Source organism: Duganella paludis (assembly GCF_054461335.1).
Genome location: NZ_CM136922.1, coordinates 6,597,486 through 6,622,017 on the forward strand (window position 1 = coordinate 6,597,486; position 24,532 = coordinate 6,622,017).

Here is a 24,532-nt window from a genome sequence, read left to right on the forward strand (position 1 = left end):
TACTACTCCCTTGTTTATTATATTGTTGATACTCTACCAGCTGGGCGCCGCGACGGCCTGCGGCCGCGCCGCCTTGCGCGCCGCGTAGATGCGCATCCCGGCCACGATCACCGAACCGAAAGCCCAGGCCCACAACAGCGGATCGAGCACGGCGTCCCACAGATTCCCGGTCGGCAGGCGCAGCACGGAGAACAGCAGCACGCTGGTCAACAGGGCCGCACCGGCGGCGCCGGCATAGCGGAAGAACACGGCGATGGCGGCAACCGCAGCGGCGGCGCAACTGAGCAGCGCAACGGCGCCGGAATCGAAACCGCGATAATACATTTCCAGCGCCAGCACGCCGAATGCGTCCAGGTACAGCAGCGCGCCGGCGAGGGTCAGCAGCAGCGCGAAGACGGGATTGAGCGAAAAGATCACTGGCCGTTCACGCCAGCGCGCCGCCAGCGCCACCAGGCTGTAACCGGTCAGCAGGCCGCTAGGATACTGGAACACCAGCGTGAGCCAGTACGCAGGCGACGCCGCGCCGGGCAGCAGCATCATCACCGCCACAGTGGCGATGACGATGGCCTTGGTGCGCCGCGCCAGTTGCGGGAAGATTCTAGGCAGTAGCGTTGGCAGCACCGACAGCACGATCGACGCCGCGACCAGGCCCCAGGCGATGCGCGCATACCAGATTTGCAGTTCAAGATCGGGCAAACTCATAACAGGTCTTTTCCGTCGTGGATTTTCAGACGGTGATGCGCGATGGCCTGCCGCTGATGGGTATAAGTGATGTGCAGCTCGTCGCCCACCTGGAACATGGCGGGATACGAAAACTCGTCGCCCGGCTGGCCGGCGATGATGTCGGTGAGCGGCGTCCAGGTCTGGCCGTCGGCCGAAATCGACAGCGACAGCGTGCTGCGCGCGGTCTTGCGGCTGGTACCCTGGTTGGCCAGCATCAGCAGGCTGCCGCTATCGAGGCGCAGCACGGCCAGCGAGGTGCCGAGATTGCGGATCGCGGTCGGGCCCAGGTCTTCCCAGGTGGCGCCGGCATCGTGGCTGACGGCCTGCTGGACCATCGAATGGTCCTTGTTCGCGTCGCGCATCCAGGCGCGGATCTCGGTGGGCGACACCGGCACCAGGGTAGGCTGCAGCGAGCGGGTACGCACGCCGATGCGGCTCAGGCGCTGCGGATCGCCGTGGGCGTCGAAGGACACCAGCATCGGGTATTTGTGGCCGATCTCGAAATACACGGGCAGCCACCAGCCGCCGTCGGCCAGGCCGACCGGGGTCGAACGCACCAAGACGCTGGTATTAAACACGGGCGACATCGGCAGCACGCGGCGCACCTTGAAGTTCTTGCCTTGATCGTGGGACTCCAGCTGCACCACGCGCGAAGCGGCCCAGCCGCCAAGGCCTGTCGCCACCACGTACAGGTGCACGGTACCGTCGGCGGCGGTCCAGGCGACGGGATTGCCGATGCGGCGCACGCCGTGGCCGAGCGCCTTGCCGAGCGACTCGCGGCTGGCGACCACCCAGTTATCGCTCCACTTGCCGTCGGACCAGCGCGAAGCATAGACCTGGACATCGGGGCCGCTTTCGCGGCTACCGGCCCACCAGAAGGAAATCAGATCGCCGTGCGGCAGCTGCGCCAGCGCGCTGGCATGCGCGGACGGCACGCCCTTGGGCATAGGAATAATAGTGCGGGACATCTCGGTCAAAGTGACCGGCACCGGCTTGGCGGTGCTGATGCTGGCCGGCTTGGCGTGATGCGACGACGAGCGCGACCAGCGCCACGCCTCCGAGGCCACCACGGTTGCAACTACAAGAATACACGCTACGACAACCAGCTTGGCTGGCCGTTGCCTTGGTGGGCGCAAAACTCCCATTCCGTCTCCAAACATCACCGCCCCCAGTCGGAGGAAGACGATATCCTACAGGAAAAACTCTACTTCGGGGTCAGCTCTGTCATTTGGACATTCGGGAACTTATTGAGGGCGCAAAAGTTCCGCAATGTCCAAATGACAGAGCTGACCCCAAATTTATAAGTTCACAACATTGCGTTGAGCTCGACTTGTATCTTGAGCAGCGCCGGCAGGCAGCGGTCGACCATTTGTTCCAGCGTCATGCGGCCGGCGTGCACGCTGATGTTCATCGCGGCCACCACTTCGCCACGGAAGTTCTTGAGCGGGACGGACATGGTGCGCAGTCCGAGCTCCAGTTCTTGGTCGACCAAGGCGTAGCCCTGGCTGCGGGCACGGTGGATGGCTTCGGCCAGGCGCTTTTTGTCGATGATGCTGTGCTCGGTGATCGGCTCCAGCTGCACCCTCTCCAGATAACTGTCCAGCTGCGCCGGCGGCAGGCTGCCCAGCAGCATGCGGCCGTTGGCCGTGCACCAGGCCGGCACGCGGGTGCCCGGCTGCAAGGTAACCGACACCAGTTGCCCGGCGCTGACCGCAGCCACGCATACCAGTTGGTCATGATCGAGCACACCGACCGAGGCCGCCTCCCCCTGCGCATACGCCAGCCGGTACAGCAGCGGCTGCGCCAGACGCGGCAGGCGCGCGGAGTGCAGGTAGGATTGCCCAAGTCGCAACACCATCGGCGTCAGCGAGAACAGCTTGTTTTCGTGGCGCATGTAGCCGAGGTGGGTCAGCGTGATCAGGTAACGCCGCGCCGCCGCCCGCGTCAGTCCGGTGCGCGCGGCCACCTCGGCGATACTCAGCCGGCTGCGCTCCTGGTCGAAGGTGGCGATGACCTGCAGGCCTTTTTCCAGGCCGGCGACCAGGTCGCGCGGCGCAGGCACAATGAGTTGGTCTTCGGTATCCATGCCAAATAAATGTGATTTTGTGCGTTATGCGCACAATATGTGCGTATAGCGAATATACCACGGCGCGACCATCTTGCCCGCTTTGCGCCCGCTTCGTACCATCATTACATTCAATCAGAGGAGACTAGCTGTGAAATTCGACGCCATCGCCCCCGGTGTGTATCCGGAACTGGTTTATCCACCCTATAAATCGACCACCCATCGCGGCCCGCGCCAGCCACTGCTGCGCCTCGACGCGCCAGTGCCCGTATCGCAAAACATCGCCCCTTCGTCGCGCATCCTGCTGCCCAACGACGCCGACCTGACCGTCCACGGCGACGCCGAGCCGATCGGCGAGAAAATCGTCGTCACCGGCCGCATCGTCGATGAAGACGGCAAACCGGTGCGCAATTCGCTGCTGGAGGTCTGGCAGTGCAACGCCGCCGGCCGCTATCGCCACAAGAAGGACCAGCACGACGCGCCGCTCGATCCCAACTTCAACGGCTGGGGCAAGATGATGACCGACGACGACGGCCGCTATCGACTCGTCACCATCAAACCCGGTCCTTACCCTTGGGGCAATCACGACAAGGCTTGGCGCCCGGCGCACATCCACTTCTCGCTGTTCGGGAATGTGTACGCGCAGCGCCTGGTGACGCAGATGTACTTCCCCGGCGATCCGCTGTTCGACTACGACCCGATCTTCCAGAGCATTCCAGACCTGGCCGCGCGCCAGCGCCTGATCTCGCGCTTCAGCCTTGAGCAGACCGTGAGCGACCAGATGCTGGGCTATGAGTTCGACATCGTCCTGCGCGGCCGCGACGCCACGCCTTTCGGCATCTGAGGAGACACGCATGAGCAATATCACTACTTCGCAAACCATCGGCCCGTTCTCGCATGAAGCATGGAAGTGGGCGACCGACTTGAACACCGCCGCCGGCGCCATCACCATCAGCGGCATCATCTACGATGGCGCCGGTGTGCCGATCAACGACGCCCAGATCGAATCGTGGCAGCCCGCCGCCGCCGATGCCGAGTCGGCGCAGGAGATCCCAGGCTTCCGCCGCGTGCCGAGCGGCGAGGACGGCGGCTTCCGCTTCCAGCTCTCGAAGTGCGAGCAGGTGCCGGGCGAGCCGGTGGCCTACATCACCGTTTTCGCGCGCGGCCTGGTGAAGCACCAGTTCACCGCCGTGTTCCTGGCCGACGACGCCGGCCTGTCGCAGTCCGCTATACTGGACCAGGTACCATCCGCGCGCCGCGCCACGCTGCTGGCCGAGCGCAACGCCGACGGCAGCTACCGCTGGGACATCCACATGCAGGGCGAACGCGAGACCGTGTTCTTCGACTATGAGTAACCAGGATATATGAGCGTATCGATTTTCGACAGCTTCCTCACCAGCAGCGACATGATCGCGGTATTCGACGATGCCGCGATCATGCAATCCATGCTGCGCTTCGAACAAGCGCTGGCGCAAGCGCAGGCCGATGTCGGCCTGCTGCCGCAAGCCACCGCGCAAACCATCGCCGACGCCTGCGACGTGCAGCACTACGACGTGCAAGCGCTGATTATCGCCAGCCGCCGCGCCGGCAGCCTCGCCATTCCGTTGGTGAAGGCGTTGAAAGAGACCGTGGCCGCCAGCGACAAGCCGGCCGCCGCCAAGGTCCATTTCGGCGGCACCAGCCAGGACGTGATCGACACCGCCATGGTGCTGGCCACGCGCGAAGCCGTGCAGCTGTTGGACGACGGCCTGCACGACCTCACCGGCCGCCTGCTGCAACTGGCGGAGCAGCACGTCGCCACGCCAGTGCTGGCGCGAACGCTGATGCAACCGGCGCAAATCACCTCGCTGGGCTTCAAGATGGCCGGCTGGCTGGCGCCGCTGGTCCGCGCACGCGCGCGCCTGCGCGATGCGTCCGCTCGCGCGCTGCAGTTGCAACTGGGCGGCGCGGTCGGTACGCTCGATGTGATGGGCGAACAAGGCCCGGCAGTGGCGGAACACATGGCCGCCATCCTCGGCCTGCGCGCGCCGGACGCCGCCTGGCACACGCAGCGCGACGAGTGGGTGCGCCTCGGCCTCGAAGTCGCGCTGCTGTCCGGTAGCCTGGGCAAGATCGCCACGGACCTGAGCCTGATGGCGCAAGGCGAAATCGCCGAACTGGCGGAACCGTCCGGCGAAGGCCGTGGCGGTTCGTCGGCCATGGCGCACAAGCGCAATCCGGTATCGTCCATGATCGCGCTGGCCGCCGCAGCACGCACACCGCAGCACGCCGCCGCGCTGCTGGCGGCGATGAGCCAGCAGCATGAACGTGGCCTGGGCAACTGGCAGGCGGAATTGGCGGAATGGCCGTCGCTATTCCTCAGCGCTCACGGCTCCCTGTCCGCGCTGAACGAAGCTTTCGCCGGTCTGCAGGTCGACAGCGCGCGCATGCTGCGCAATATCGGCGATTTCAAGGAACTGATGTACCCAGGCGCCGACAAGGATGCGGCGCAACTCGCCCGGCCCGCCCAGCGCCTGGCCGAACAACAACTGCGCCAACTGCGCGCGGACATCACACATCTCTCGACACCAACATGAGCTACGATCCCATCGACCACGATTTCGAACGCGGCCTGCACAACCGCCGCGCCATCCTCGGCGACGCCTGGGTGGAGCGTTCGCTGAACAACGCCAACAACTTCAATGCCGAATTCCAGAACCTGATCACGCGTTTTGCGTGGAACGAGATCTGGGGCCGGCCGGGCCTGGAGCAAAAGACCCGCCGCGCCATCGTCCTGTCCATCACCATCGCGCTGGGACGCTGGGAGGAATACGACCTGCACGTGCGCGCCGCGCTGCTGGGCGAAGACAGCAACCGCCTGACGCCGGACGAATTGAAGGAAGTGCTGATCCAGTCGGCCATCTACGCCGGCGTGCCGGCCGCGAATACGGCCTTCACCCACGCGCTGGCGATCCTGCGCGAAGTCGGTCCGCAGATCGGCTACGAGCTTGAGTCACTGGCTCCCGGCGCCACCGCGCATCCCGGCATCGGCCGCGAAGGCCGCACGGCCGGCCTGACGGCGCTGCACTACAGCTTGCGCGAGCCGCGCAACGGCAAGACGCCGCGCCGCACCGTGGTGTTGAGCCACGCGCTGGGCTGCGACTTGACCATGTGGGATCAACTGGCCAATCTGCTGTCGGAAGACAGCCGCGTCATCGCCTACGACCATCGCGGGCATGGCAGTTCGGACGCGCCGGCCGGCCCATACGCCATGGCCGATCTGGCCGACGACGCCGCGCGTCTGCTGCGCGAGCTGGATTCAGGTCCGGTGACGTGGATAGGTTTGTCGATGGGCGGCATGGTGGGCCAGGAGCTGGCCTTGCGCCATCCGGCGCTGGTGTCGGCGCTGGTCCTGGCCAATACCACCTCGTCCTATCCACCGGCGGCGCAGGCGATGTGGGAACAGCGCATCGCAACCGTGCGTGAAGGCGGCATCGAGGCGATTGCCGAAGCCGTGATGGGGCGCTACTTCCACGAAGGCTTCCGCAACGAGAAACGGGCCACGGTGGAACGCTTCCGCCGCCGGCTGCTGAGCACCGACACGGAAGGTTATGTGGCCTGCTGCGCGGCGGTGGGCGGCGTCAACACGACTGCGCGCCTGCCGGGCATCGGCGTGCCGGTGCTGGTGATCGCGGGCGAACTGGATGCAGGCACGCCGCCGGCGATGGCCGAAGAACTGGCCAAACAACTACCACGCGCACAACTGCGGGTGATACCGCAAGCCTCCCACATCAGCGCCATCGAACAGCCATCGGCATTCGCGGCACTGGTGCAGGAGTTCCTGGCGCAGGTTTAGAACGCGCCGACGTAGTTTTCGGCCAGCGCTGTCGCCAGCGCTGGCGAGTTGACGATGTTTTCCAGTTCCGCGCGCTGCATCTCGCGTTCGAACGGGGTGTGGTCGGCGAAGGTATGCAGCAAACGCGTCATGGTCCACGAGAAGCACTCCGCACGCCAGATGCGCTTCAAGGCCTGTTCGCCGTAACCCTGCAACAGCGTTTCGCTACCACTACGATAGAACTGCTCCAGCCCCTGCGCCAGCACCTTCACATCCGACACCGCCAGATTCAAACCCTTAGCCCCGGTCGGTGGCACAATGTGCGCCGCGTCACCAGCCAGGAACAAACGCCCGGCCTGCATCGGCGTCGACACAAAACTCCTCATGCCGATAATGTTCTTTTGGAAGATCTTGCCCTCCTTGAGCTTCCAGCCGTCGTGGTTCTCCAACCGCCCATGCAGCTCGGCCCAGATACGGTCATCCGACCAGTTATCGACGTTATCCTTCGGATCGCACTGGAAGTACAGCCGTTGCACCGTCGGCGAACGGGTGCTGACCAGCGCAAAACCGCGATCATGCTGCGCGTAGATCAGCTCTTCCGACGACGGCGCCGACTCCACCAGAATCCCGAACCAGCCGAACGGATAAATCTTCTGATAATCCTGGCGCTTGGCCTGATCCGGCATCGATGGACGCGAAACGCCGTGGTAACCATCGCAACCGGCGATGAAATCCGCATCAATGCGCGACGCCTCGCCGCCGTGAGTGAACGTGACATACGGTGTGGTGCTGGACACCTCATGCAAGGCCACATCGCTCAATTCAAACAGAATCTGCCCTTGCGCCGCCAGCCGCGCAGCGATCAAATCCTTCAGCACCTCGTGCTGCGGATAGACGGTAATCGACTTGCCCGTCAATCCCAACAAATCGATGCGATGGCGCTTGCCGCCGAAAGCCAGCTCGAAACCATGATGCAGCGCGCCTTCCTTGCACATGCGATCACCGACGCCGGCTGCGCTCAGCACATCCATGGTGCCTTGTTCCAGCACGCCGGCGCGTATGGTGGCCTCGATGTCGGCACGCGAGCGCGTATCCAGTACGACCGAGGTAATGCCCTGCAAATGCAGCAGATGGGACAGCAGCAGGCCCGCAGGACCGGCGCCGATGATGGCGACTTGAGTACGCATGTTTATCTCCAGTGTTGTGTAGGTATGACGTCATCGTAGCCCCGATGGCGCGCAAAAAACATGGATGAAAAATGCTAAAACTTGTACTATTTTGACAGACCACTTTACACCATCCCACCATGCCGACCACCGATATCCCGCAATTCGCCCTGTACGGCGAACAGACCCGCAACGCCAATGCGGAGTTCGTCCACATAGAGCTGATCGAGACGCGCAGCCGGCTGTACGACTGGCACATCGACAACCACACGCATCCTGGACTGTTTCAGGTACTTTTTCTACTCGGCGGCGAAGTCCGCGCCAACATCGGCGATGCCGTCTGGCAGCGCAGCGGCCCGGTCGCCATCACCATCCACCCGTCGGTGATCCACGGCTTCGACTTCTCGCCCGAGGCGCACGGCTACGTGCTGACAGTCGACCAGAACGTGATTTTCTCGGCGGCCCACGGCCAGGGCGACCTGTATTCGCCGCTGTTCGTGCAGCCGCTGGCGATCGGTCTGGATAAGATACATCAGCGGCTGGTGGCGCTGCTGGAGAACCTGAGCATGGAAGCGGCATGGCCGGAATACGGCCACACGCTGATGCTGGAATGGCTGGCGCGCAGCGCCCTGCTGCTGCTGGTGCGCGCGCAAGCGGAGAACACGCTGGCCGATCAATCCGGCCGCAGCGACTTTGAACTCTTCAGCCGCTTCCGCGCCGAAGTGGAACAGCACTACAAGGAACAATGGCAGGTCGGCCAGTACGCCGAAGCGCTGCGCGTGACGCCCACGCGCCTGAACCGGCTATGCCTCAAGCTCTCCGGCCAGTCGGCCTTCGACCTGACGCAGGACCGCCTGATGCTGGAAGCCTGCCGCAAGCTGACCTATCTGCCGGCCAGCATTGCGAGCATCGCCTACGAACTAGGCTTCCAGGACCCGGCCTACTTCAGCCGCCTGTTCAAGAAGCGCATAGGCGCAACGCCTAAACACTTCCGCCACCGGCCAGGTCAGGCCCAATCGCGGCCCTGATCACTTCCTTCTCGATCTCTTTGGCCGAGAGATCACGCGTCATGTACGGCTGTAGCAGCGACGACTGGCGGATCTTGGCGTAGCCGAAGATCGTCGACCAGAACGCAATCACCCTCGCTTGCACATTCTTGTTCTTCGCACCGGCCGCCGCCGCGTACATGGCGGCGATCCGTTCATACACACTGCTTTGCGCTTGCGCGAGGCTGGGGAAATCGTCGATGCGCTGCAATAGCCCGGATTCGTACATGAGACGAAACAGCTGCGGATGCTCATCAACGAATTGCAGGAACTGTTGTGCCGCTCCAACAAGGCTCGCAACCGGATCGCGCGCCTTGGCAGAAGTCTGCTGCGCAAACTCGTTCAGGCGGTTGAAGCCCACTTCCGCCAACTCGGCCAGCAACTTGTCGCGCTCCGGATAATGACGGTACGGCGCACCGCGCGACACGCCCAACTGCTCCGCCAATCCGCGCAGCGACACTGCTTCATACCCTTCGGCTTCCACCACCGTCAGCGCGCTGGCGAGTAGCGAAGCCCGCAGGTCTCCATGGTGATACGTGCGTTCTGTAGCCATAAATCCCGTAGAAATCCGTTTGCAAATAAGCGCAATTGTGCCATCATTTGCTTAATGTATGCTCCGCTTACATCAATCAAATAATCAAAAGGAGACTTTCATGGCATATCTGCGCAATGCGTGGTACGTCGCTGCATGGGACAACGAGATCCCGGTCGACGCGTTGTTTCAGCGTACCCTGTTGAATGAATCTGTACTATTTTTCCGTGACGACGACGGCGTGGTGCAGGCGATTTCGAACCGGTGCCCGCATCGGTTCGCCCCGCTCCACATGGGCAAGCGCGTAGCCAACGGCGTGCAGTGCCCGTACCACGGTTTGCAGTTCAACGGCAGCGGCAAATGCATGGGCAATCCGCATGGCGACGGCAAGATCCCGGCTGCGGCTTCGGTCAAAAGCTATCCGGTGGCAGAGAAGTACAGCGCCATCTGGATCTGGATGGGCGATGCCGACATGGCCGATCAACAGCTAATTCCGGATTTCTCCTGCATGGATCCAGACCATTTCTATGTCGGAAAACGCTACCTGCACGCCAAAGCCAACTACGTGCTGGAGACGGACAACATCATGGACCTGAGCCATATCCAGTACCTGCATCCGGGTACGCTGGGCAGCAGCACCGTGTCGGATGCCATTACTAGTGTCAGGCAGGACGGAAACACGGTGTATTCCAATCGCCAGACAGTGGCGGAAATCATGCCGGACTACCTTTACACCAACATGGGCTTCCCCAACGGCCTGCCGGTCGACCGCTGGGTCGACGTGCGCTGGAACGCTCCGGCCAATATGCTGCTTGATGCGGGAGCGGTAGCCACCGGTCGGCCAAGGGAAGAAGGCAAGTCATTCCCGCTGCCGCACCTCTTCACCCCGGAAACCGAGACGTCCACCCATTATTGGTTCGCTTTCTGCATGCCGAAAGCGTTGGGCGAATTCGGCATGCAGGTCGCCGAGGAACAGGTGCAAGGACTGAGCATCCCATTCACTCATGAAGACCTGCCCATGCTGGAAGCGCAGCAGCAAATGATGGGCGATGCCGATTTCTGGTCGCTCAAGCCGGTATTGCTGGCGGGCGATGGCGGTGCGATACGGGCGCGCCGCGTGTTGGATAAAATGATCGAGCAGGAGACCGCTGCATGATGAACGTGAGGGTGATTTGCCGGCGCCTGGAGGCGCAGGACATCGCCGGCTTCGATCTCGCGCCGGTTGACGGCGGCGCGCTTCCGGCGTTTTCGGCCGGCGCGCACATCGATGTGGAAATTCGTCCCGGCCTGGTACGCCAGTACTCTCTGTGCAATCACCCGCAGGAGCGGCACCGCTACCAGATCGCCGTGCTGCGCGATGCGCGCTCACGCGGTGGCTCGACGGCGGTTCACGAGGATTTTGTGGAGGGACAGATCATCCGCATCAGCGAGCCCCGGAATCACTTTCCATTGCAGGCGGCGGAAAACTACCTGCTGCTTGCAGGCGGCATCGGCGTCACACCTATCATCAGCATGGCCGAGCATTTGGCGAGCAATGGCGCGCAATTTGAGATGCACTACTGTAGCCGCTCGCCCGATCACGCCGCGTTCCGCGAGCGGATACGCTCGTCGCCCTACAAGGAACGGGTGCACATGCATTTTGACTCTGAAAGGAAATTCGACCTGAACGCGGTGTTGGCAGCGGCGCCGCCCGGCACGCACATCTACGTCTGCGGGCCGGCCGGCTTTATCGAATTTGTCATGTCCAGGAACTGGCCGCCCGAAGCCCTGCACCGCGAATACTTCGGCAATACGCAGGCAGGGATAGGGGGCGATGCAGCTTTCGAGGTACGCATTGCCAGTAGCGGCAAGACGTATGCCGTCGCCACCGGCGAGAGCATCGTGCAGGCTCTGGCCGGGCATGGCGTGGTGATTCCCGTCTCCTGCGAACAGGGCGTATGCGGAACCTGCATCACCGGTGTACTCGACGGCATCCCGGATCACCGCGACGTCTACTTCAGCGACGAGGAAAAGGCGCGAAACGACCAGCTCACGCCGTGTTGTTCGCGATCGCTTACCCGGCTGCTGGTACTCGATCTGTAGGGTCGCGCTGACCACGTGGCCGTCTGACACATGGCGGAAGTCAACTTCACGCCAGGCTGGAAGAACCACTCCAGCCGGCGGCGACTTGGCGCTCGGAGAAATCGCTGTCCTTGGTGGATTTCTCTGACGTTAGAACTGCGCGTCTTTGGTCAACGGCAGGTCGGCGCTGTTCGGCCCGACCTTGAAGGTGACCTTGCCTTTCGGTGCAATCCACTGCGACCCTTTCTCGTCCCAGGTCGACAGCAGGCGACGCTCGACCGGCACCGTCACCACGCGTTCCTCGCCCTGCCCCAGCTGTACGCGGGCGTAGCCAACCAGCTTTACCGCCGGCGCCTGGCCGTTGTAGACCTGTACCACGGTGGAGCCGGCGCGCGGTCCGGTGTTCTTCACCTTCACCGATACCTGCGCCGCCTCGTCGCCGCGCGGCGAGGTGCGCACCACCATGTCGCTGTAGCTGTAGGTCGAATACGACAAGCCGTAACCGAACGGGAACAGCGGCTTCTGGTTCTGCTGTTGCAGATAGCGGTAGCCGACCATCACGCCTTCGTCATAGCGTATGACGCCACCACCGCGATAGGGACGCACGCCCTGGCTTTCGTCAGCCAGGAAGGAGACCGGCAGGCGGCCGCCCGGCTCGGCGTCGCCAAACAGCACGCTGGCAATACCGGTGCCGGCGGCGGCGCCCGGATACCACATCTGCACCACGCCTTTGACTTTCGACAGCCAAGGCATTTTGACGGCGCCGCCGGTGTTGAGCACCACCACCGTGTTCGGGTTGGCGGCAGCCACCGCTTCCACCAGCGCGTCCTGATCGGCTGGCAGCGCGTAGCTGTCGCGATCCATTTCCTCGCCGGTGGCCTGGTTGACGAACACCACCGCCACATCGGACTTGGCGGCCAATGCCGCCGCTTCGGCGATCTGCGATGCTGGCTGCCAGCCGAGCTGCATGCGGGCGCCGGTGAAGGAACCACGCGTCGCGTATTCGACTTCGATGCGCACCTTGCGTCCAGCCGCCAGTTGTACCGCGCCTTGCAGCGGATAGGTCAACGGGCCGGAACCGGGGAAGCCCTCCGCCGTCGAACGCAGGCCGTCGATCACGGTCTTGCCGTCCACCGTGACCTTGACCACACCGCTGAGCGAGGCGGCCAGGCGCACCAGGCCATCGGCCATCGGCGTGTAATCGGCCGACCACTTCGCCGACCATTTGGCCGGAAGCGTCATATCCGGCTTCACCTTGACGTCGATCTCACGCACGATGTCCTGGCGAACGACGGCGCCGCTGAAGTCTTCCGTGGCGTAGTATTGCGCCTGCCAGCCAGGCTTGCCGTCCGGCGTGGTCAGGCTGACCGGCGGCGAGAACATGCCCGCATCCGCCGCGAAGTCCGGCAGCACGATGTCGCCCAGCGAGCCTTGTGCATACACCACCTTGGCGCCGTTGGCCGTAGCGGCGATCGCATCGACCGGCGGCGTGAACTGGCCGGGATCGACAAAGCTGGACCACATCACGCCGGTGACGGTTTCCTTGCCCGCCGGGCCGATGACCGCGATCTGGCCGCTCCGCTTCAGCGGCAGCACGCCGCCTTCGTTCTTCAGCAACACCGTGCCGCTTTGCGCCACCTTGAGCGCCAGGGCCTGGTGCGCGGGCGTGGTGACCACGGCCGCCGGGGTTCCGGTCACAGGGCTATCAAAGACGCCGGTCGAGAACACCGTCCACAGCGTGCGGCGCACCGCGTCATCCAGGCGCGCGGCCGGCACGCGGCCATCGCGCAGGGCTGCCGGCTGGCGCAAGAATGGCTGCAGCGACCATGAATCGATGCCGGCGTTGATCTGCGCCACGCCGTCTTTTCCACCCATGAAGTCGGTCGCCATGTAGCCCTTGAAGCCGTGCTGCTTGATGTGGGCGATCAGCTCTGCGTTCTCCAGCATGAATTTCCCGTTCACCTGAGGATAAGAACCCATCAGCGAACCGATTTGCGCCTTCTCGACCAGATAGTAGAACGGCAGGTTGTAAACCTCGCGCAGTGCGCGCTGCGATACTTCCACGCCCATGGTCAGGCGTTCGCGTTCCGTTTGGTAGGACGTGTAATGCTTGGCCATGGCGATCACGCCCTGCCCCTGCATGGCGGCGGCTACGGCGGTGCCCATCTGCGCGTTGACCAGCGGGTCTTCGCCAAAGGATTCGGTCAGGCGGCCGGTCAGGCCGTCGCGCGCCACGTCCACCGTCGGCCCGAGGATCACGTTCCAGCCCTTGCCGCGCGCTTCCTGCGCGATGGCCTTGCCGTATTCGGCCGCCAGCTCGGTATCGAAAGTGGCGCCCAGTTGCAGCGGCACCGGAAACGCCGTCACGCCACGATCGCCGCGCAGGCCGGACGAAGCATCCACTCGGGTCAACGGCGGAATGCCCAGTGGAGCAAGCGGCGCATATTCGGCGGGATCGGTGGCATTGACCAGCGCTACTTTCTGCTCCAGCGTCATGGCCTTGAGCAGCTGCGCTGCACGCACATCCGGCGTTTGCGTGGCATCGCGCCACGGCTGAGCGGCAGCTCCGGCGCCCACATCGGCCGCTTGCGCCATGCCCGCCGCGCAGATTCCCATCAGGGCGCTGCGGCGCAGGCTTTGTTTGATCTTCATTGTCTCGCTCCTTGTTAGTATGATTAATGTACCGCAGGTAGCCTGCGGATATACAGCCAGCCCAGGGCGGTGGTGAATGTCACCGCCAAAGTCAATGTGATGAAGAGCGTTGAAGGACCGCTCTGGATCAAATACGGAGTGCCGAGCGCGCAGACGGCGGCCAACATGCGGGTAAAGAAGGTTGCCGCGCCTTGCGCGGTCGAGCGCAGCAAGGTCGGGAACAGCTCCTGGCTCCACACCTTCCACATCGATTCGCCGGCGAACGCGCCGCCCACGCCTTGCAGGATCTGCCATGCGGCCAGCGATACCACGTTCACGCCGAATACCACGGGCACAATCTGCCCCGCGATCACCAGCAGGCCGCCCAGCAGGAACCATGTCATGCGCGAAGGCAGGTCCACGGTGCGCATGAACAGCACCGCGCAACAGAAGGAGATCCCGAACTGCACGGTGTTGATCATGCCGGCCACCGATACGGAGGTCTGCGCCAGTTCGGTGTACAGCAAGGTGCCGAACTGGCCGCCGGTATTTGCCGCCAGATTGAACACGCCGTAGAACAGCGACAGCGCGATACAGGGACCGATATAGCGGCGGCTGAACAGCTGCCGCAGGCCTTCGGTGGCTGGCGCGTCGTCGCTGCCGATCGTATTACTGCGGCGGGCGTGCGCCCTGGTCCATTCCTGGGACTCCGGCAGGGTCGAACGCAGCGCCAGCACCAGCAACGTCACCAGCAGGATGTGCGCCCACATGATGCGGCCACCGGTCACGCCCATGTCGCCCACCAGCACCTGCATCACGAAGGCGGCGCAGATGGCGGCCATCCACAGCACGTGCGAGAAGGCGATAAGCCTACCCTTGTAGCCGGGCGGCGCTTCTTCCGCGATCATGGCCATGGAGACCGGCAGGTCGGCGCCGATGCAGAAGCCCACCACCGCCGTCCCCGCGTACAGCATCGCCACGCTGGGTGCGAAGGTCAGCATCGCCGTGCCGGCGGCCAGGCCGATCATGGTGACGGTGAATACCTTGCGGCGGCCATAACGGTCGCCGAGACGCCCGCCGACCAGGGCGCCGATGGCGAACAGGCCGGTGAGCACGGCGGACAGCTGGCCGATCTGCGTCAGCGTCAGGCCGAAGTATTCCTTGTACAGCACCAGCGCACCGCCGCTGGTGATGATGGCGCCGGCGTCCAGGTAGGACGCCATGCCGGCCAAAATGGCCACGCGCCAGGCGGAGCGCGGCAACTCGCTGAGCCGCGTTTCCGTGATCGTTACGTCTTTCATGCGGTCTCCAAGTTATTATCGCCCGGTGCGCCCAATCCGCAGTCGCGGAACAGCCAGGTCGGCGAACAGCTCCACGCATGGCAGTAGCTGTTGGCGTGGATGTCGCCGTACGGCGACGTCAGTGGGTCCAGCGGATCGAAGGCTTCCCAGAAGGTGTCCGCGCCTGCATCCAGCATGGCGCCCCAATAAGAGCGCACCAGTTGCAGGGCTTCGTCCTGCATGCCGCAGGCCAGCATCGCTTCCGCCAGGTAGTGGTAGACATAGGGCGTGATCGGACGGATGGCGGCCGGATCGGCCAGCGCGTTGCGCAGCGCGGCTTGCGCAACGGCGGTGTTTTCCGGTATCCCGGCCAGCACCATCCACGCCTGGGTGGCGCAAGACACCTGATGCGCCGGGCCGCTGGTGTAGACGCCACGGCCGGCGTCGAACAGCTGTTCGCGCGCGGCGGCGCACATTTTCTCGATCAACGGCTGGTAGTGGGTTATCTCCGAGGAGTGGCCCAGCGCGCCGGCCAGCGTCACCATGCGGCGCAGCGCGAAGACGATGACCGCGTGCGTGGCGGCGCTCTTGTCTAGGCCAAAGGCCCAGTCGATGAAGCACCAGGTTTCGCCGCTGTCATGGAACATCAGGCTATCGTCCAGGCGGGCCAGCAGGCAGTCGATCTGGCGGCGTGCGACCGGCCACAGGTCGCGGCCGCATTCCAAGTCGCCGGTGGCGGCGACGTATTCCTGCAGGGTCACGCAGTACAAGGCGGCGTAATCGAGCGTTGTGGTATCGGCATAGGTAGGCACCGGCCGCTCGTAGACGCAGCCGTTGACCAGGCCATCGGAACGCGGCAGCCCGGCAAACAGGTACAGGCAGCGCTTGACGACGTCGTTGGCGCCGAAGGTGGCGTAGTTGGCCAGTGCTTGCAGGCGCAGGTCGCCTACCCACAGGCGGCGGTCGCGGCGCGGGCCGTCCTCGAAGCAGGTTTGCAGGCAGTCGCGCAGGGTGTGCTGAGATACTTCATCCACGCGGCGTATCCATTCCGGGTAGCCGTCCGGCAGTGGCGGCGGCACGGTGGCGGCCGAGGTGACGGCATGCGCGGTCATTTGCTCGAAGCGCACGCCGAAGCGGCGCGAGGCGGCCAGCACTTCCACCTTCACGTAGCGGAAAGCGTGGCGGCGCGGCAGGTGGCAGTCCGACGGCAGGTCGTCGATGGTGATCACTTCATCCGGCAGCCAGGCCGCACTCACCCAGCCATGGTAGGGATACAGCGGCTCGGCGACATCGGTCGGCACTTCGCCGAAAGTCAGCCGCAGGCGGATCGGGCTATCGGCCACGCTGCCGGTCGGGCTGACGCGAAACGACAGATAACCCGCCAGGTGCTCGCCAAAATCGACGATGAACGCATCTCCCTCACGCCACTCGCTTTGCGGAAATTCGGCGCCATCGGCCAACGCCCGCATGGCGAAGCGCAGCGGCAGGTCCGGGCGCGGCTGGGCTTCGACCAGCGAGCGCACCGTCAGCCGGCGCTCGACCAAGGCGGGGATCAGGGCCTGCGCTTTTTGCAGGAACGCCGGCACCGGTTCGCCGGCCGGCAGATTGATCCGCTTCGCTTCCTCGATAGCGTTGGCGCGCGCGATTTCTTCTGGGCTTGGTTTCATGTACTCCTCTATTAATTGATATGCGGCGCGACGACCAGCACCCGCACTCCCGCGCGCTCCAGCATTTGCACGCCGGCGTCGGGCGCGGCGGTGTCGGTGATGACGCAGGCGATTTTTTCGAGCGCACACAGGAACATGCCGCCCTTGTTGGCGAACTTGGACGAGTCGGCGAGCACGGTGACTTGCTGCGCTTGCGGCATGAGGCGGTGGCCGGCCTGTATCAACAGGGGATCGGCTTCCATCATGCCCAGCGACGACATGCAGTGCACGCCCATGAACAGGTGGTTGGCGTAGCAGTAGCGCATATCCTCGCCTTCGAAGGGACTGAGGATGACGCCCTGCTCCGGATAGATCTTGCCGCCTGCCAGTATCACTTCGTTGTCGCTGCTGGCCAGCGCGTGGCGTGCCAGTTCGAAGGAATTGGTCATCACGCGGATGCGCCGGTACGCCATGAAGTCCACCATCTGGAACGTGGTGGTGCCGCCGCCGATCAGCACCGTGTCGCCATCGGCGCACATTTCAACCGCGCGGCGGGCGATGGCGCGCTTGCGCTCCACATTCAGGTGCAGGTTGCCGTGAAAGGACATGCTTTTCAGGCGCGGCGAGCCTTTCGATTCCAGCCGGCGCGCACCGCCGCGCGTGCGGCGCAGGTGCTGGGCGGCGTCCAGCAGGCGCAGGTCGCGCCGCACCGTGGCGATCGATACACCCAGCCAGTCCACCAACTGCGGCACCGTGGCGGAACCGCGCTCGCTAATCAGTTTCAGCATCCGTTTATGCCGGTCTTGATGATCCATTGCTGTCTCCTCCTTGCTCTGGTCATTATTAATATTTGTTAATGCAATATACCTATTCATTAACGTCACGTAAACGTATTAATACGAAAGAATCATGCGGATGATTGTTTGGCCGCATTGGCGATCGCTATGAAGTCACGTGCGCTCAGGGAGGCGCCGCCGACCAGCCCACCGTCGACGTCCGGCAAGGCCAAAAGTGCGCTGGCCGTTTCCGGCTTCATGCTGCCGCCGTAGAGGATGGGCGTGCGCGGTGCACCCAGCGAAGACAGTTCGTCACGCAGGAACCGGTGCACCTCCTGCACCACATCCGGCGCGGCGGCCAGCCCGCTGCCGATGGCCCATACCGGCTCATAGGCCAGCACCAGCGGTTGCGCGGCATCGGTCAGGACGTCCGGGAGCGCGCCACGCAGTTGCTCCCGCAGCACGGCGCGCTTGCGGCCCGCCTGGTGTTCGGCCAGCGTCTCGCCGATGCAAAGGATGGGCGTGAGGCCGGCATCCCACGCGCGCCGCAACTTGGCGGCGATCTGCGCGTGCGATTCGCCATAGCCGGCCCTGCGTTCGGAATGCCCCACAATCACATAATGGCAGCCGATATCGGCCAGCATGCCGGCCGATACTTCGCCCGTATAGGCGCCGCCCGCGTGCTGCGACACATCCTGCGCGCCAAGCGCGATGCCGCTGCCCTCCAGCAGTCGCGCGCATGGCGACAGGTACACGTGCGGCGCGCACACCGCCATCTCGCACGGCGGCTCGCCTACCTCGAGCAAGCCGTCCAGCAAGCGCGTGTTGGCGGCCAGGTCGCCATTCATTTTCCAATTGCCGACGATGAGCATGTCAGCCTCGCAGAATAGAACGGTCGACTCGGCGCACGTCGCGCAGGCCGCAAAATGCCATGGTCAGGTCCAACTCCTTGCGGATCAGTTCAAGGCAGGTGCTGACACCCTGCTCACCGCCGGCGCCCAGGCCATACAGAAATGCGCGGCCGATATAGACGCCTTGCGCGCCAAGCGCCAACGCCTTGATGACATCCTGGCCCGAACGCACGCCGCCATCCATATGAATTTCAATCTGCTTGCCCACCGCCTCCACAATGCCCGGCAGCGCCGCGATGCTCGACGGTGCACCATCCAACTGGCGGCCGCCGTGATTGGAAACGATCAACGCGTCGGCGCCGCTGTCGACGGCCAGGCGCGCATCCTCCTCATCCATGATCCCTTTGATGATCAACTTGCCGCCCCAGCGCTGCTTGATCCACTGGACATCGTCCCAGGACAAGGCCGGATCGAACTGCTGCGAAGTCCATGCCGACAGCGACGACATGTCCGACACGCCCTTGGCATGGCCCACCACGTTGCCGAAGCCGCGCCGCGACGTACCCAGCATGCCGGCGCACCAGCGCGGCTTGGTCATCAGGTTCAGGATGTTGGGGATGGTCAGCTTCGGCGGCGCCGAAAGGCCGTTACGGATGTCCTTGTGGCGCTGGCCGAGGATTTGCAGGTCCAGCGTCAGCACCAGCGCGGAACAGTTGGCCGCCTTGGCGCGGTCGATCAGGCGGTGGATGAAGTCGCGGTCCTTCATGACGTAGAGCTGCATCCAGAACGGCGCGCTGGTATGCGCCGCCACGTCCTCGATCGAGCAGATGGACAAGGTGGACAGCGTGAATGGCACGCCGGCTTTTTCGGCGGCGCGCGCGGCCAGGATTTCGCCATCTGCGTGCTGCATCCCCGTGAGACCGGTCGGCGCCAGCGCCACCGGCATGCTGACCGCCTGTCCGGCCATGGTGGAAGCCAGCGTGCGATTTTCCAGGTTGACCGCAACGCGCTGGCGCAGCTTGATGGCTGCGAAATCGTCGCTGTTGGCGCGGTAGGTTGACTCGGTCCAGGAACCGGAATCGGCGTAATCGTAAAACATGCGCGGCACGCGCCGCTGCGCCAGCAGTCGCAAGTCTTCAACGCAGGTGATGACTGTCATTGGTGTGTTTCCTTACAGGGTTGCGGGAGGCGCGGCGCAGATGGCCCGCCAATGCCGGCCGTAGTTGTCCAGCCCGGGCAGGTGCAGCGCGCTTGCCGGCCGGAGTTCCGGCGCGGCCGGCAATGCTTTGCCGGTCGCCAGCATCCAGCCGCCCGAGGTGGTGCCGCTGGCGTCTTCCGAGACGGTGACCTCCCGGCCGGGACGCAGCGCCGCCAGCACGCCGGCGAAATAGGGATTGGCGGTGAAGCTGCCCTCCACCACCACCGGTGCATCCGGGTCCAGCTGCGCGAGACAATAGTCGGTCATCAGCGCGCAGTACAGGGTGGCCAGTGCGTAGCGCTCCGGCGCGGTGCGCGGCTGCGGACCGCGCAAGCGGCCTTGCTGGCCGGCGAACGGCCCGCCGATGGCGGCGAAGCTCGGCGTGGCAAGCGTGCCACGCGCGATGATGTGGACAAGGTCGGCGATCTTGCACACCTGCTGTTCGGCGCCGGTCAGCATCGAGAACTCGCGGCCGCCCATGAAGCGCATGCAGGATACCGGCGTGCCGTGCGCGCTGACGTTGGCCAGCATGTCCAGGCTTTCGTTCAGGGTTTGCGGCGGTGCGTTGATGGCGGCGGCGATCACCCAGGTGCCGGTCGACAGCACGGTCTTCCTGCCGCCATCGAGATGGCGCAGCAGCGAAGCGTTGCTGTCGTGGATGCCGCAGATGATGCGACAGTCCGCACGTATGCCGGTCTGTTGCGCCAGTTCCGGCAACAGCACGCCCAGCACCGCGCCGGCTGGCTGCAACGGCGGCATGAGCGGCGCCCAGCCCATGGCGCTCACCAGCGAGGAATACTGGCGTGCGTGCGGCTGCCATAGATCCGTATGGCAGCCCAGCGAAGTCAGCTCGCCGGCGGCGATACCGCTCAGACGCCAAGCCCAGTATTGTGGATACATCAGGATGTGGCGCGCGTGCTGAAAACTGTCGCCATGCGCTTGCTGCTGCCGGTGCAGCTGGCGGCCCAGATTCAGGCCGGCCGGCAGCGCGGGCGAGCAGGTATCGGCAAACGACGGACGCACGGCCTGATAGCCGGAATCCGGCAGATCCGCTTCGTAGTCCAGCACCGGCAAGGCAAGGCCGCCGGCGCCGACCAGCGCGGCCGTTGCGCCATGCGTCACCGGCACGATGGCGCGTACATCGAACCGCCCGGCCCAGGCGCCCAGCGTCTCCAGCAGCCAGTGCCAGATCCGCTCCACATCATGCTGGCGATATGGCGGCAGGTTCACCGCCGTGTTGGCGCAACGCGCCTCCGCCAGCACGCGCGCGCCATCGTCGAGCGCCGTCAGCTTGATATTGGTTTTGCCAATATCAAGAACAATATAAACCTCGACCATGCCTGTCAGACGATGCCGCCGCCGGAGCTGCGCACTGCGGGACGTTCCGCCCCCACGCGGGCGCGATAGCCGTCCGCACGATAGGCGGCGATAGGATCGATGGCCGCACCGCGTTCCAGCCGCAGCATGGCAAGGATAGGCGCGACGTCGGTGGTGTAGGCCTGCTTCAGCTTGCGCGTAGCCGACAGCGCATCGTTCCCGTCCTGGAACTGCTGCAGCGCGTTGCGGTCCACCAGCAAGGCCTGCGTGTAGGCGCGCTGTACTTCCATGGCGCTGTTCATCAGGCTTTCAATCGGATCGGTCACGTTGTGCGACTGGTCCAGCATGTAGGCCGGTTCGAAATTGGCCGCGCCGCGCGCCGCCGCATCCACCAGCTCATTGAAGATCAGGAACAGCTGATAAGGATTGATCGAACCGCTGTCCAGATCATCGTCGCCGTACTTGCTGTCATTGAAGTGGAAACCGGCCAGCTTCCCGAACTGCACCAGCCGCGCCACGATCATCTCGATGTTCACGTTCGGCGCATGGTGGCCCAGGTCGACCAGGCAGCGCGCCTTGTCGCCCAGCGTGCTGGCCGCCAGGAAGCTGCTGCCCCAGTCCTGCAACACCGTCGAGTAGAACGCCGGCTCGAACATTTTATGTTCGAGGAAGACGTTCCAATCGCCCGGCAGGGCCGCGTAGATCTTGCGGCAGCTTTCCAGGTAACGCTCGAAGCTACGCGTGAAATTGCTCTGGCCCGGCAGGTTGGAGCCGTCGCCCACCCATACCGTCAACGCCTTGGAGCCGAGCTGTTTGCCGATCTCGATGCATTCGATATTGTGTTCGATGGCCTGCTGGCGCGTGGCCGCATCGGCGTGGCTCAAGCTGCCGAATTTGTACGACAGCGGCTGGCCCGGCTGGTCCTGGAAGGTGTTCGAATTGACGCAATCGAAGCCCAGCCCGAAGCTGGCGGCATGCTCGCGCAGTTCGCGGTAATCGGTGGCCTTGTCCCAAGGCAGATGCGGCGACACCGTCGGCGTGGCGCGTGTCAGTTGATGCACCACGCCGCAATCGGCGATCTTGTCGAACACATTGCGCGGCTCGCCGACGCCGGCGAAGCGGGCAAAACGCGTACCGCCCGTACCGACACCCCAGCTGGGGAGCGCCACGGCGAACGTGCCCGCCTGCGCCTTGATCACATCGATATCCAGATTGCGGCGGGCCAGTTGCTGGCCCAGCGCCGCATAGTCCTCGCGCACGGCTTGCGCCAGCGCCGCATTGCTCGCTTCTACTACAGAGGTGGTAATTAAAGTCATGGTCTTGCCTTAGCGTGTGAATGCCATCAGATTGCCGCCATCCACGTTGAGGATGTTGCCGGTGGATTTGCCGGACAGGTGTTCGGCCGCGAAGAAGTAGGCGCCTTCGGCGATATCCTCCGGTAGCACGCTGCGCTTCAGCATGGAGCGCTGGCGGTAGAACTCTTCCAGGTCGTCTTCCTCGATCTTGTTGGCCTGTGCGCGTTCCTTGCTCCAGTCGCCGGACCAGATGCGCGAACCGCGTATCACCGCGTCCGGATTGACCACGTTGGAGCGGATGCCCAGCGGCGCGCCTTCCAGCGCGAAGCAGCGCGACAGATGGATCTCGGCCGCCTTGGCGGCGCAGTAAGCGGCCGCCTGGTTGGACGCCACCAGGCCGTTTTTGCTGGCGATGAAGACCATTGCGCCGCCCACGCCTTGCGCCTTCATGGTGCGGAAGGATTCACGGCCAACCAGGAAGTAGCCCGTGGCGAGGATCGCCTGATTGCGGTTCCACAGTTCCAGGCTGGTGTCTTCGATCGGCGCCGAAGAAGCGATGCCGGCATTCGATACCAGCAGGTCGACGCCGCCGAACGCCAGCGCGGTGCTGCGCAGCGCCAGGCGCACCGATTCCTCCTGCGTTACGTCGCAGACGGCGCCATGCACCACGTCCTTGCCGTATTTCTTCGCCAGTTCGGCGCTGGTCTGTTCCAGCGCCTTGGCGTCGATATCGACCACCGCCACGCAAGCGCCCTCCTTCAGATAGCGCTCCGCGATGGCGCGGCCGATGCCGCCGGCGCCGCCGGTCACCAGCGCGATCTTGCCCGCCAGGGCCTTCGGCGCCGGCATGCGTTGCAGCTTGGCTTCCTCCAGCAACCAGTATTCGATATCGAAGGCTTCCTGTTCCGGCAGGCCGACATATTTGTCGGCCAGGTTGGCGTCGCGCATCACGTTGATGGCGTTGACGTAGAACTCACCGGCGATGCGCGCGGTGGCTTTGTCCTTGGCCAGCGTGACCATGCCGATCTGCGGCAGCAGGAACACCACCGGGTTGGCGTCGCGCGCCGCAGGGCTGTTGTCACGCTTGCAGCGCTCGTAATAGGCCGTGTAATCGGCGCGGTAGTCGGCCAGCAATTGCTCCAGCGCCGGGCGCAGTTCCGCCTCGTCCAGCGACCATACCGAAGGCGGCACCACGGCCGGGCGGATCTTGGTGCGCAGGAAGTGGTCCGGGCACGAGGTGCCCAGCGCCGCCAGCGGCTCCAGGTCCTGCGAATTGACGAACTGCCGCACCACCGCGCTGAGGTCGACGTGCGCCAGCTTATAGACGCCGTTGGCCGAGGCCAGGCCGCGCAGCACCGGCAGCACGCGCCCCAATACCGCGTCGGCATCGGCTTCGGCCAGGCTGGCGGTCTTCTCGCCGCCGAAGGCCGAACGGCCGGCGCTTTTGGCCGCCAACCATGCGGAGGCTTTCTCGATCACGGCCACGGTATTTTCGTAGCAGCTGCGGGCGGTGTCGCCCCAGGTGAACAGGCCGTGGCCGGCCAGGATCAAGCCGCGTATGCCGGGATTGGCCTTAGTGTAGGCTTCCAGCTGCAAGCCCAGTTCATAGCCCGGACGGCGCCATGGCATCCAGCCCAGTTCACCGCCGAAGATCTCGCGCGTCAGTTGCTCGCTGTTGGCGGTGGCGGCGACGGCGATCAGCGCGTCCGGGTGCATGTGGTCCGTGTGACGGAACGGCAGGTAGGCGTGCAGCGGCGTGTCGATGCTGGCCGCGCGCGGATTCAGGTTGAAGGTGCAGTGCGGCAGGTAGGCCACCATCTCGTCTTCATGCTCGGCGCCGCGATACAGCTTTTTCAAGCCATTCAGCTTGTCCATATACAGCGTGGAGAAGCCGTCCATCTTCATCGATCCCAGGTCGCCGCCGGAGCCTTTCACCATCAATACCTGTGTGGGTTCCTTGGTCACCGGGTCCGGCAGCGTCACCTTGGCGGCCGTGTTGCCGCCGCCGTAGTTGGTGATGCGCAGGTCGGAACCCAGCAGGTTGGAGCGGTACAGCAGCAGTTCCGGCTCGCTCATGCCAGCGGTTGTTTCATCGTTCCAGGTCGGAAATGGGATCACGTTTAATCTCTCA

General features: G+C 64.3%; 21 protein-coding genes. 7 read left to right on the top strand and 14 right to left on the bottom strand.

Annotated elements, in window-relative coordinates; translation table 11 throughout:
* Positions 1–33: 33 nt before the first annotated feature.
* The 3 genes from ACXZ1M_RS29020 to ACXZ1M_RS29030 form a co-directional block, all read right to left on the bottom strand.
* Entirely contained in the window at positions 34–702 is a 669-nt protein-coding gene (locus tag ACXZ1M_RS29020) for a hypothetical protein (protein ID WP_459051057.1), read from the bottom strand.
* A complete protein-coding gene (locus ACXZ1M_RS29025; protein ID WP_459051058.1) occupies positions 699–1,793 on the bottom strand; it encodes a sialidase family protein in 1,095 nt (364 codons plus the stop codon). The genes ACXZ1M_RS29020 and ACXZ1M_RS29025 overlap by 4 nt, the downstream gene beginning before the upstream one ends.
* A 236-nt stretch (positions 1,794–2,029) precedes the next feature.
* Positions 2,030–2,809 carry an IclR family transcriptional regulator domain-containing protein gene (locus tag ACXZ1M_RS29030; RefSeq protein WP_459051059.1) on the bottom strand — a complete coding sequence of 260 codons (780 nt, stop codon included), beginning with the start codon at positions 2,807–2,809 and terminating at the stop codon, positions 2,030–2,032.
* Positions 2,810–2,939: 130 nt separating this feature from the next.
* Between ACXZ1M_RS29030 and pcaH the strand changes: the two genes are divergently transcribed.
* From pcaH to pcaCD, 4 genes are read left to right on the top strand one after another with little or no spacing between them, the layout of a single operon-like run.
* A complete protein-coding gene (pcaH, locus tag ACXZ1M_RS29035; RefSeq protein WP_459051060.1) occupies positions 2,940–3,632 on the top strand; it encodes a protocatechuate 3,4-dioxygenase subunit beta in 693 nt (230 codons plus the stop codon).
* Between the two features lie 10 nt (positions 3,633–3,642).
* Positions 3,643–4,143 (top strand): peptidase associated/transthyretin-like domain-containing protein, encoded by a 501-nt coding sequence (locus ACXZ1M_RS29040; protein ID WP_459051061.1) that lies wholly within the window; start codon positions 3,643–3,645, stop codon positions 4,141–4,143.
* A 9-nt stretch (positions 4,144–4,152) separates the two neighbouring features.
* Positions 4,153–5,364 (top strand): 3-carboxy-cis,cis-muconate cycloisomerase, encoded by a 1,212-nt coding sequence (gene pcaB, locus ACXZ1M_RS29045; RefSeq protein WP_459051062.1) that lies wholly within the window; start codon positions 4,153–4,155, stop codon positions 5,362–5,364.
* Positions 5,361–6,623 carry a bifunctional 4-carboxymuconolactone decarboxylase/3-oxoadipate enol-lactonase PcaCD gene (gene pcaCD / locus ACXZ1M_RS29050; RefSeq protein ID WP_459051063.1) on the top strand — a complete coding sequence of 421 codons (1,263 nt, stop codon included), beginning with the start codon at positions 5,361–5,363 and terminating at the stop codon, positions 6,621–6,623. Before pcaB ends, pcaCD begins: the two co-directional genes overlap by 4 nt.
* Here the strand turns inward: pcaCD and ACXZ1M_RS29055 are convergent.
* On the bottom strand, positions 6,620–7,789 hold the full coding sequence (locus ACXZ1M_RS29055) for a 4-hydroxybenzoate 3-monooxygenase (protein ID WP_459051064.1): 1,170 nt from the start codon (positions 7,787–7,789) through the stop codon (positions 6,620–6,622). The genes pcaCD and ACXZ1M_RS29055 overlap by 4 nt on opposite strands.
* Before the next feature lie 119 nt (positions 7,790–7,908).
* Here ACXZ1M_RS29055 and ACXZ1M_RS29060 point away from each other — a divergent pair, with 119 nt between their 5' ends.
* A complete protein-coding gene (locus tag ACXZ1M_RS29060) occupies positions 7,909–8,796 on the top strand; it encodes a helix-turn-helix domain-containing protein (protein WP_459051065.1) in 888 nt (295 codons plus the stop codon).
* Here ACXZ1M_RS29060 and ACXZ1M_RS29065 read toward each other — a convergent pair.
* Complete coding sequence (locus tag ACXZ1M_RS29065; protein WP_459051066.1) at positions 8,750–9,367, bottom strand: TetR/AcrR family transcriptional regulator; 618 nt, start codon at positions 9,365–9,367, stop codon at positions 8,750–8,752. The genes ACXZ1M_RS29060 and ACXZ1M_RS29065 overlap by 47 nt on opposite strands.
* A 100-nt stretch (positions 9,368–9,467) precedes the next feature.
* On the opposite strand from ACXZ1M_RS29065, the gene ACXZ1M_RS29070 reads away from it, so the two are divergent.
* Both ACXZ1M_RS29070 and ACXZ1M_RS29075 read left to right on the top strand, forming a co-directional pair.
* On the top strand, positions 9,468–10,502 hold the full coding sequence (locus tag ACXZ1M_RS29070; RefSeq protein ID WP_459051067.1) for a Rieske 2Fe-2S domain-containing protein: 1,035 nt from the start codon (positions 9,468–9,470) through the stop codon (positions 10,500–10,502).
* A complete protein-coding gene (locus ACXZ1M_RS29075) occupies positions 10,499–11,428 on the top strand; it encodes a PDR/VanB family oxidoreductase (protein WP_459051068.1) in 930 nt (309 codons plus the stop codon). Before ACXZ1M_RS29070 ends, ACXZ1M_RS29075 begins: the two co-directional genes overlap by 4 nt.
* A gap of 129 nt (positions 11,429–11,557) precedes the next feature.
* On the opposite strand, the gene ACXZ1M_RS29080 is transcribed toward ACXZ1M_RS29075, so the two are convergent.
* The 9 genes from ACXZ1M_RS29080 to ACXZ1M_RS29120 form a co-directional block, all read right to left on the bottom strand.
* The gene (locus ACXZ1M_RS29080; RefSeq protein ID WP_459051069.1) at positions 11,558–14,059 is read right to left on the bottom strand and encodes a beta-glucosidase family protein; all 2,502 of its coding nucleotides are present in this window, start codon (positions 14,057–14,059) and stop codon (positions 11,558–11,560) included.
* A gap of 23 nt (positions 14,060–14,082) precedes the next feature.
* Positions 14,083–15,339, bottom strand: coding sequence for an MFS transporter (locus ACXZ1M_RS29085; RefSeq protein ID WP_459051070.1), 1,257 nt, complete (start codon positions 15,337–15,339; stop codon positions 14,083–14,085).
* Positions 15,336–16,985 (bottom strand): alpha-L-rhamnosidase-related protein, encoded by a 1,650-nt coding sequence (locus tag ACXZ1M_RS29090; RefSeq protein ID WP_459051071.1) that lies wholly within the window; start codon positions 16,983–16,985, stop codon positions 15,336–15,338. Before ACXZ1M_RS29090 ends, ACXZ1M_RS29085 begins: the two co-directional genes overlap by 4 nt.
* An 11-nt stretch (positions 16,986–16,996) precedes the next feature.
* Positions 16,997–17,752, bottom strand: coding sequence for a DeoR/GlpR family DNA-binding transcription regulator (locus tag ACXZ1M_RS29095; RefSeq protein WP_459051072.1), 756 nt, complete (start codon positions 17,750–17,752; stop codon positions 16,997–16,999).
* 119 nt (positions 17,753–17,871) lie between these two features.
* Positions 17,872–18,612 (bottom strand): triose-phosphate isomerase, encoded by a 741-nt coding sequence (tpiA, locus tag ACXZ1M_RS29100; protein WP_459051073.1) that lies wholly within the window; start codon positions 18,610–18,612, stop codon positions 17,872–17,874.
* Position 18,613: 1 nt separating this feature from the next.
* Positions 18,614–19,750, bottom strand: a complete 1,137-nt coding sequence (locus ACXZ1M_RS29105) for an alpha-hydroxy acid oxidase (protein WP_459051074.1) — start codon at positions 19,748–19,750, stop codon at positions 18,614–18,616.
* 12 nt (positions 19,751–19,762) lie between these two features.
* On the bottom strand, positions 19,763–21,127 hold the full coding sequence (locus ACXZ1M_RS29110) for an FGGY-family carbohydrate kinase (RefSeq protein WP_459051075.1): 1,365 nt from the start codon (positions 21,125–21,127) through the stop codon (positions 19,763–19,765).
* Between the two features lie 5 nt (positions 21,128–21,132).
* Entirely contained in the window at positions 21,133–22,422 is a 1,290-nt protein-coding gene (rhaI, locus tag ACXZ1M_RS29115) for an L-rhamnose catabolism isomerase (RefSeq protein WP_459051076.1), read from the bottom strand.
* Positions 22,423–22,431: 9 nt separating this feature from the next.
* Positions 22,432–24,519, bottom strand: a complete 2,088-nt coding sequence (locus tag ACXZ1M_RS29120; RefSeq protein WP_459051077.1) for a bifunctional rhamnulose-1-phosphate aldolase/short-chain dehydrogenase — start codon at positions 24,517–24,519, stop codon at positions 22,432–22,434.
* Positions 24,520–24,532 lie beyond the last annotated feature (13 nt).

Coding starts and splice junctions, on each gene's coding strand:
- ACXZ1M_RS29020 (WP_459051057.1), bottom strand. CDS start 702: ATGAGTTTGCCCGATCTTGAACTGCAAATCTGGTATGCGCGCATCGCC.
- ACXZ1M_RS29030 (WP_459051059.1), bottom strand. CDS start 2,809: ATGGATACCGAAGACCAACTCATTGTGCCTGCGCCGCGCGACCTGGTC.
- ACXZ1M_RS29040 (WP_459051061.1), top strand. CDS start 3,643: ATGAGCAATATCACTACTTCGCAAACCATCGGCCCGTTCTCGCATGAA.
- pcaB (WP_459051062.1), top strand. CDS start 4,153: ATGAGCGTATCGATTTTCGACAGCTTCCTCACCAGCAGCGACATGATC.
- pcaCD (WP_459051063.1), top strand. CDS start 5,361: ATGAGCTACGATCCCATCGACCACGATTTCGAACGCGGCCTGCACAAC.
- ACXZ1M_RS29055 (WP_459051064.1), bottom strand. CDS start 7,789: ATGCGTACTCAAGTCGCCATCATCGGCGCCGGTCCTGCGGGCCTGCTG.
- ACXZ1M_RS29060 (WP_459051065.1), top strand. CDS start 7,909: ATGCCGACCACCGATATCCCGCAATTCGCCCTGTACGGCGAACAGACC.
- ACXZ1M_RS29065 (WP_459051066.1), bottom strand. CDS start 9,367: ATGGCTACAGAACGCACGTATCACCATGGAGACCTGCGGGCTTCGCTA.
- ACXZ1M_RS29070 (WP_459051067.1), top strand. CDS start 9,468: ATGGCATATCTGCGCAATGCGTGGTACGTCGCTGCATGGGACAACGAG.
- ACXZ1M_RS29075 (WP_459051068.1), top strand. CDS start 10,499: ATGATGAACGTGAGGGTGATTTGCCGGCGCCTGGAGGCGCAGGACATC.
- ACXZ1M_RS29080 (WP_459051069.1), bottom strand. CDS start 14,059: ATGAAGATCAAACAAAGCCTGCGCCGCAGCGCCCTGATGGGAATCTGC.
- ACXZ1M_RS29085 (WP_459051070.1), bottom strand. CDS start 15,339: ATGAAAGACGTAACGATCACGGAAACGCGGCTCAGCGAGTTGCCGCGC.
- ACXZ1M_RS29090 (WP_459051071.1), bottom strand. CDS start 16,985: ATGAAACCAAGCCCAGAAGAAATCGCGCGCGCCAACGCTATCGAGGAA.
- ACXZ1M_RS29095 (WP_459051072.1), bottom strand. CDS start 17,752: ATGCTGAAACTGATTAGCGAGCGCGGTTCCGCCACGGTGCCGCAGTTG.
- tpiA (WP_459051073.1), bottom strand. CDS start 18,612: ATGCTCATCGTCGGCAATTGGAAAATGAATGGCGACCTGGCCGCCAAC.
- ACXZ1M_RS29105 (WP_459051074.1), bottom strand. CDS start 19,750: ATGACAGTCATCACCTGCGTTGAAGACTTGCGACTGCTGGCGCAGCGG.
- ACXZ1M_RS29110 (WP_459051075.1), bottom strand. CDS start 21,127: ATGGTCGAGGTTTATATTGTTCTTGATATTGGCAAAACCAATATCAAG.
- rhaI (WP_459051076.1), bottom strand. CDS start 22,422: ATGACTTTAATTACCACCTCTGTAGTAGAAGCGAGCAATGCGGCGCTG.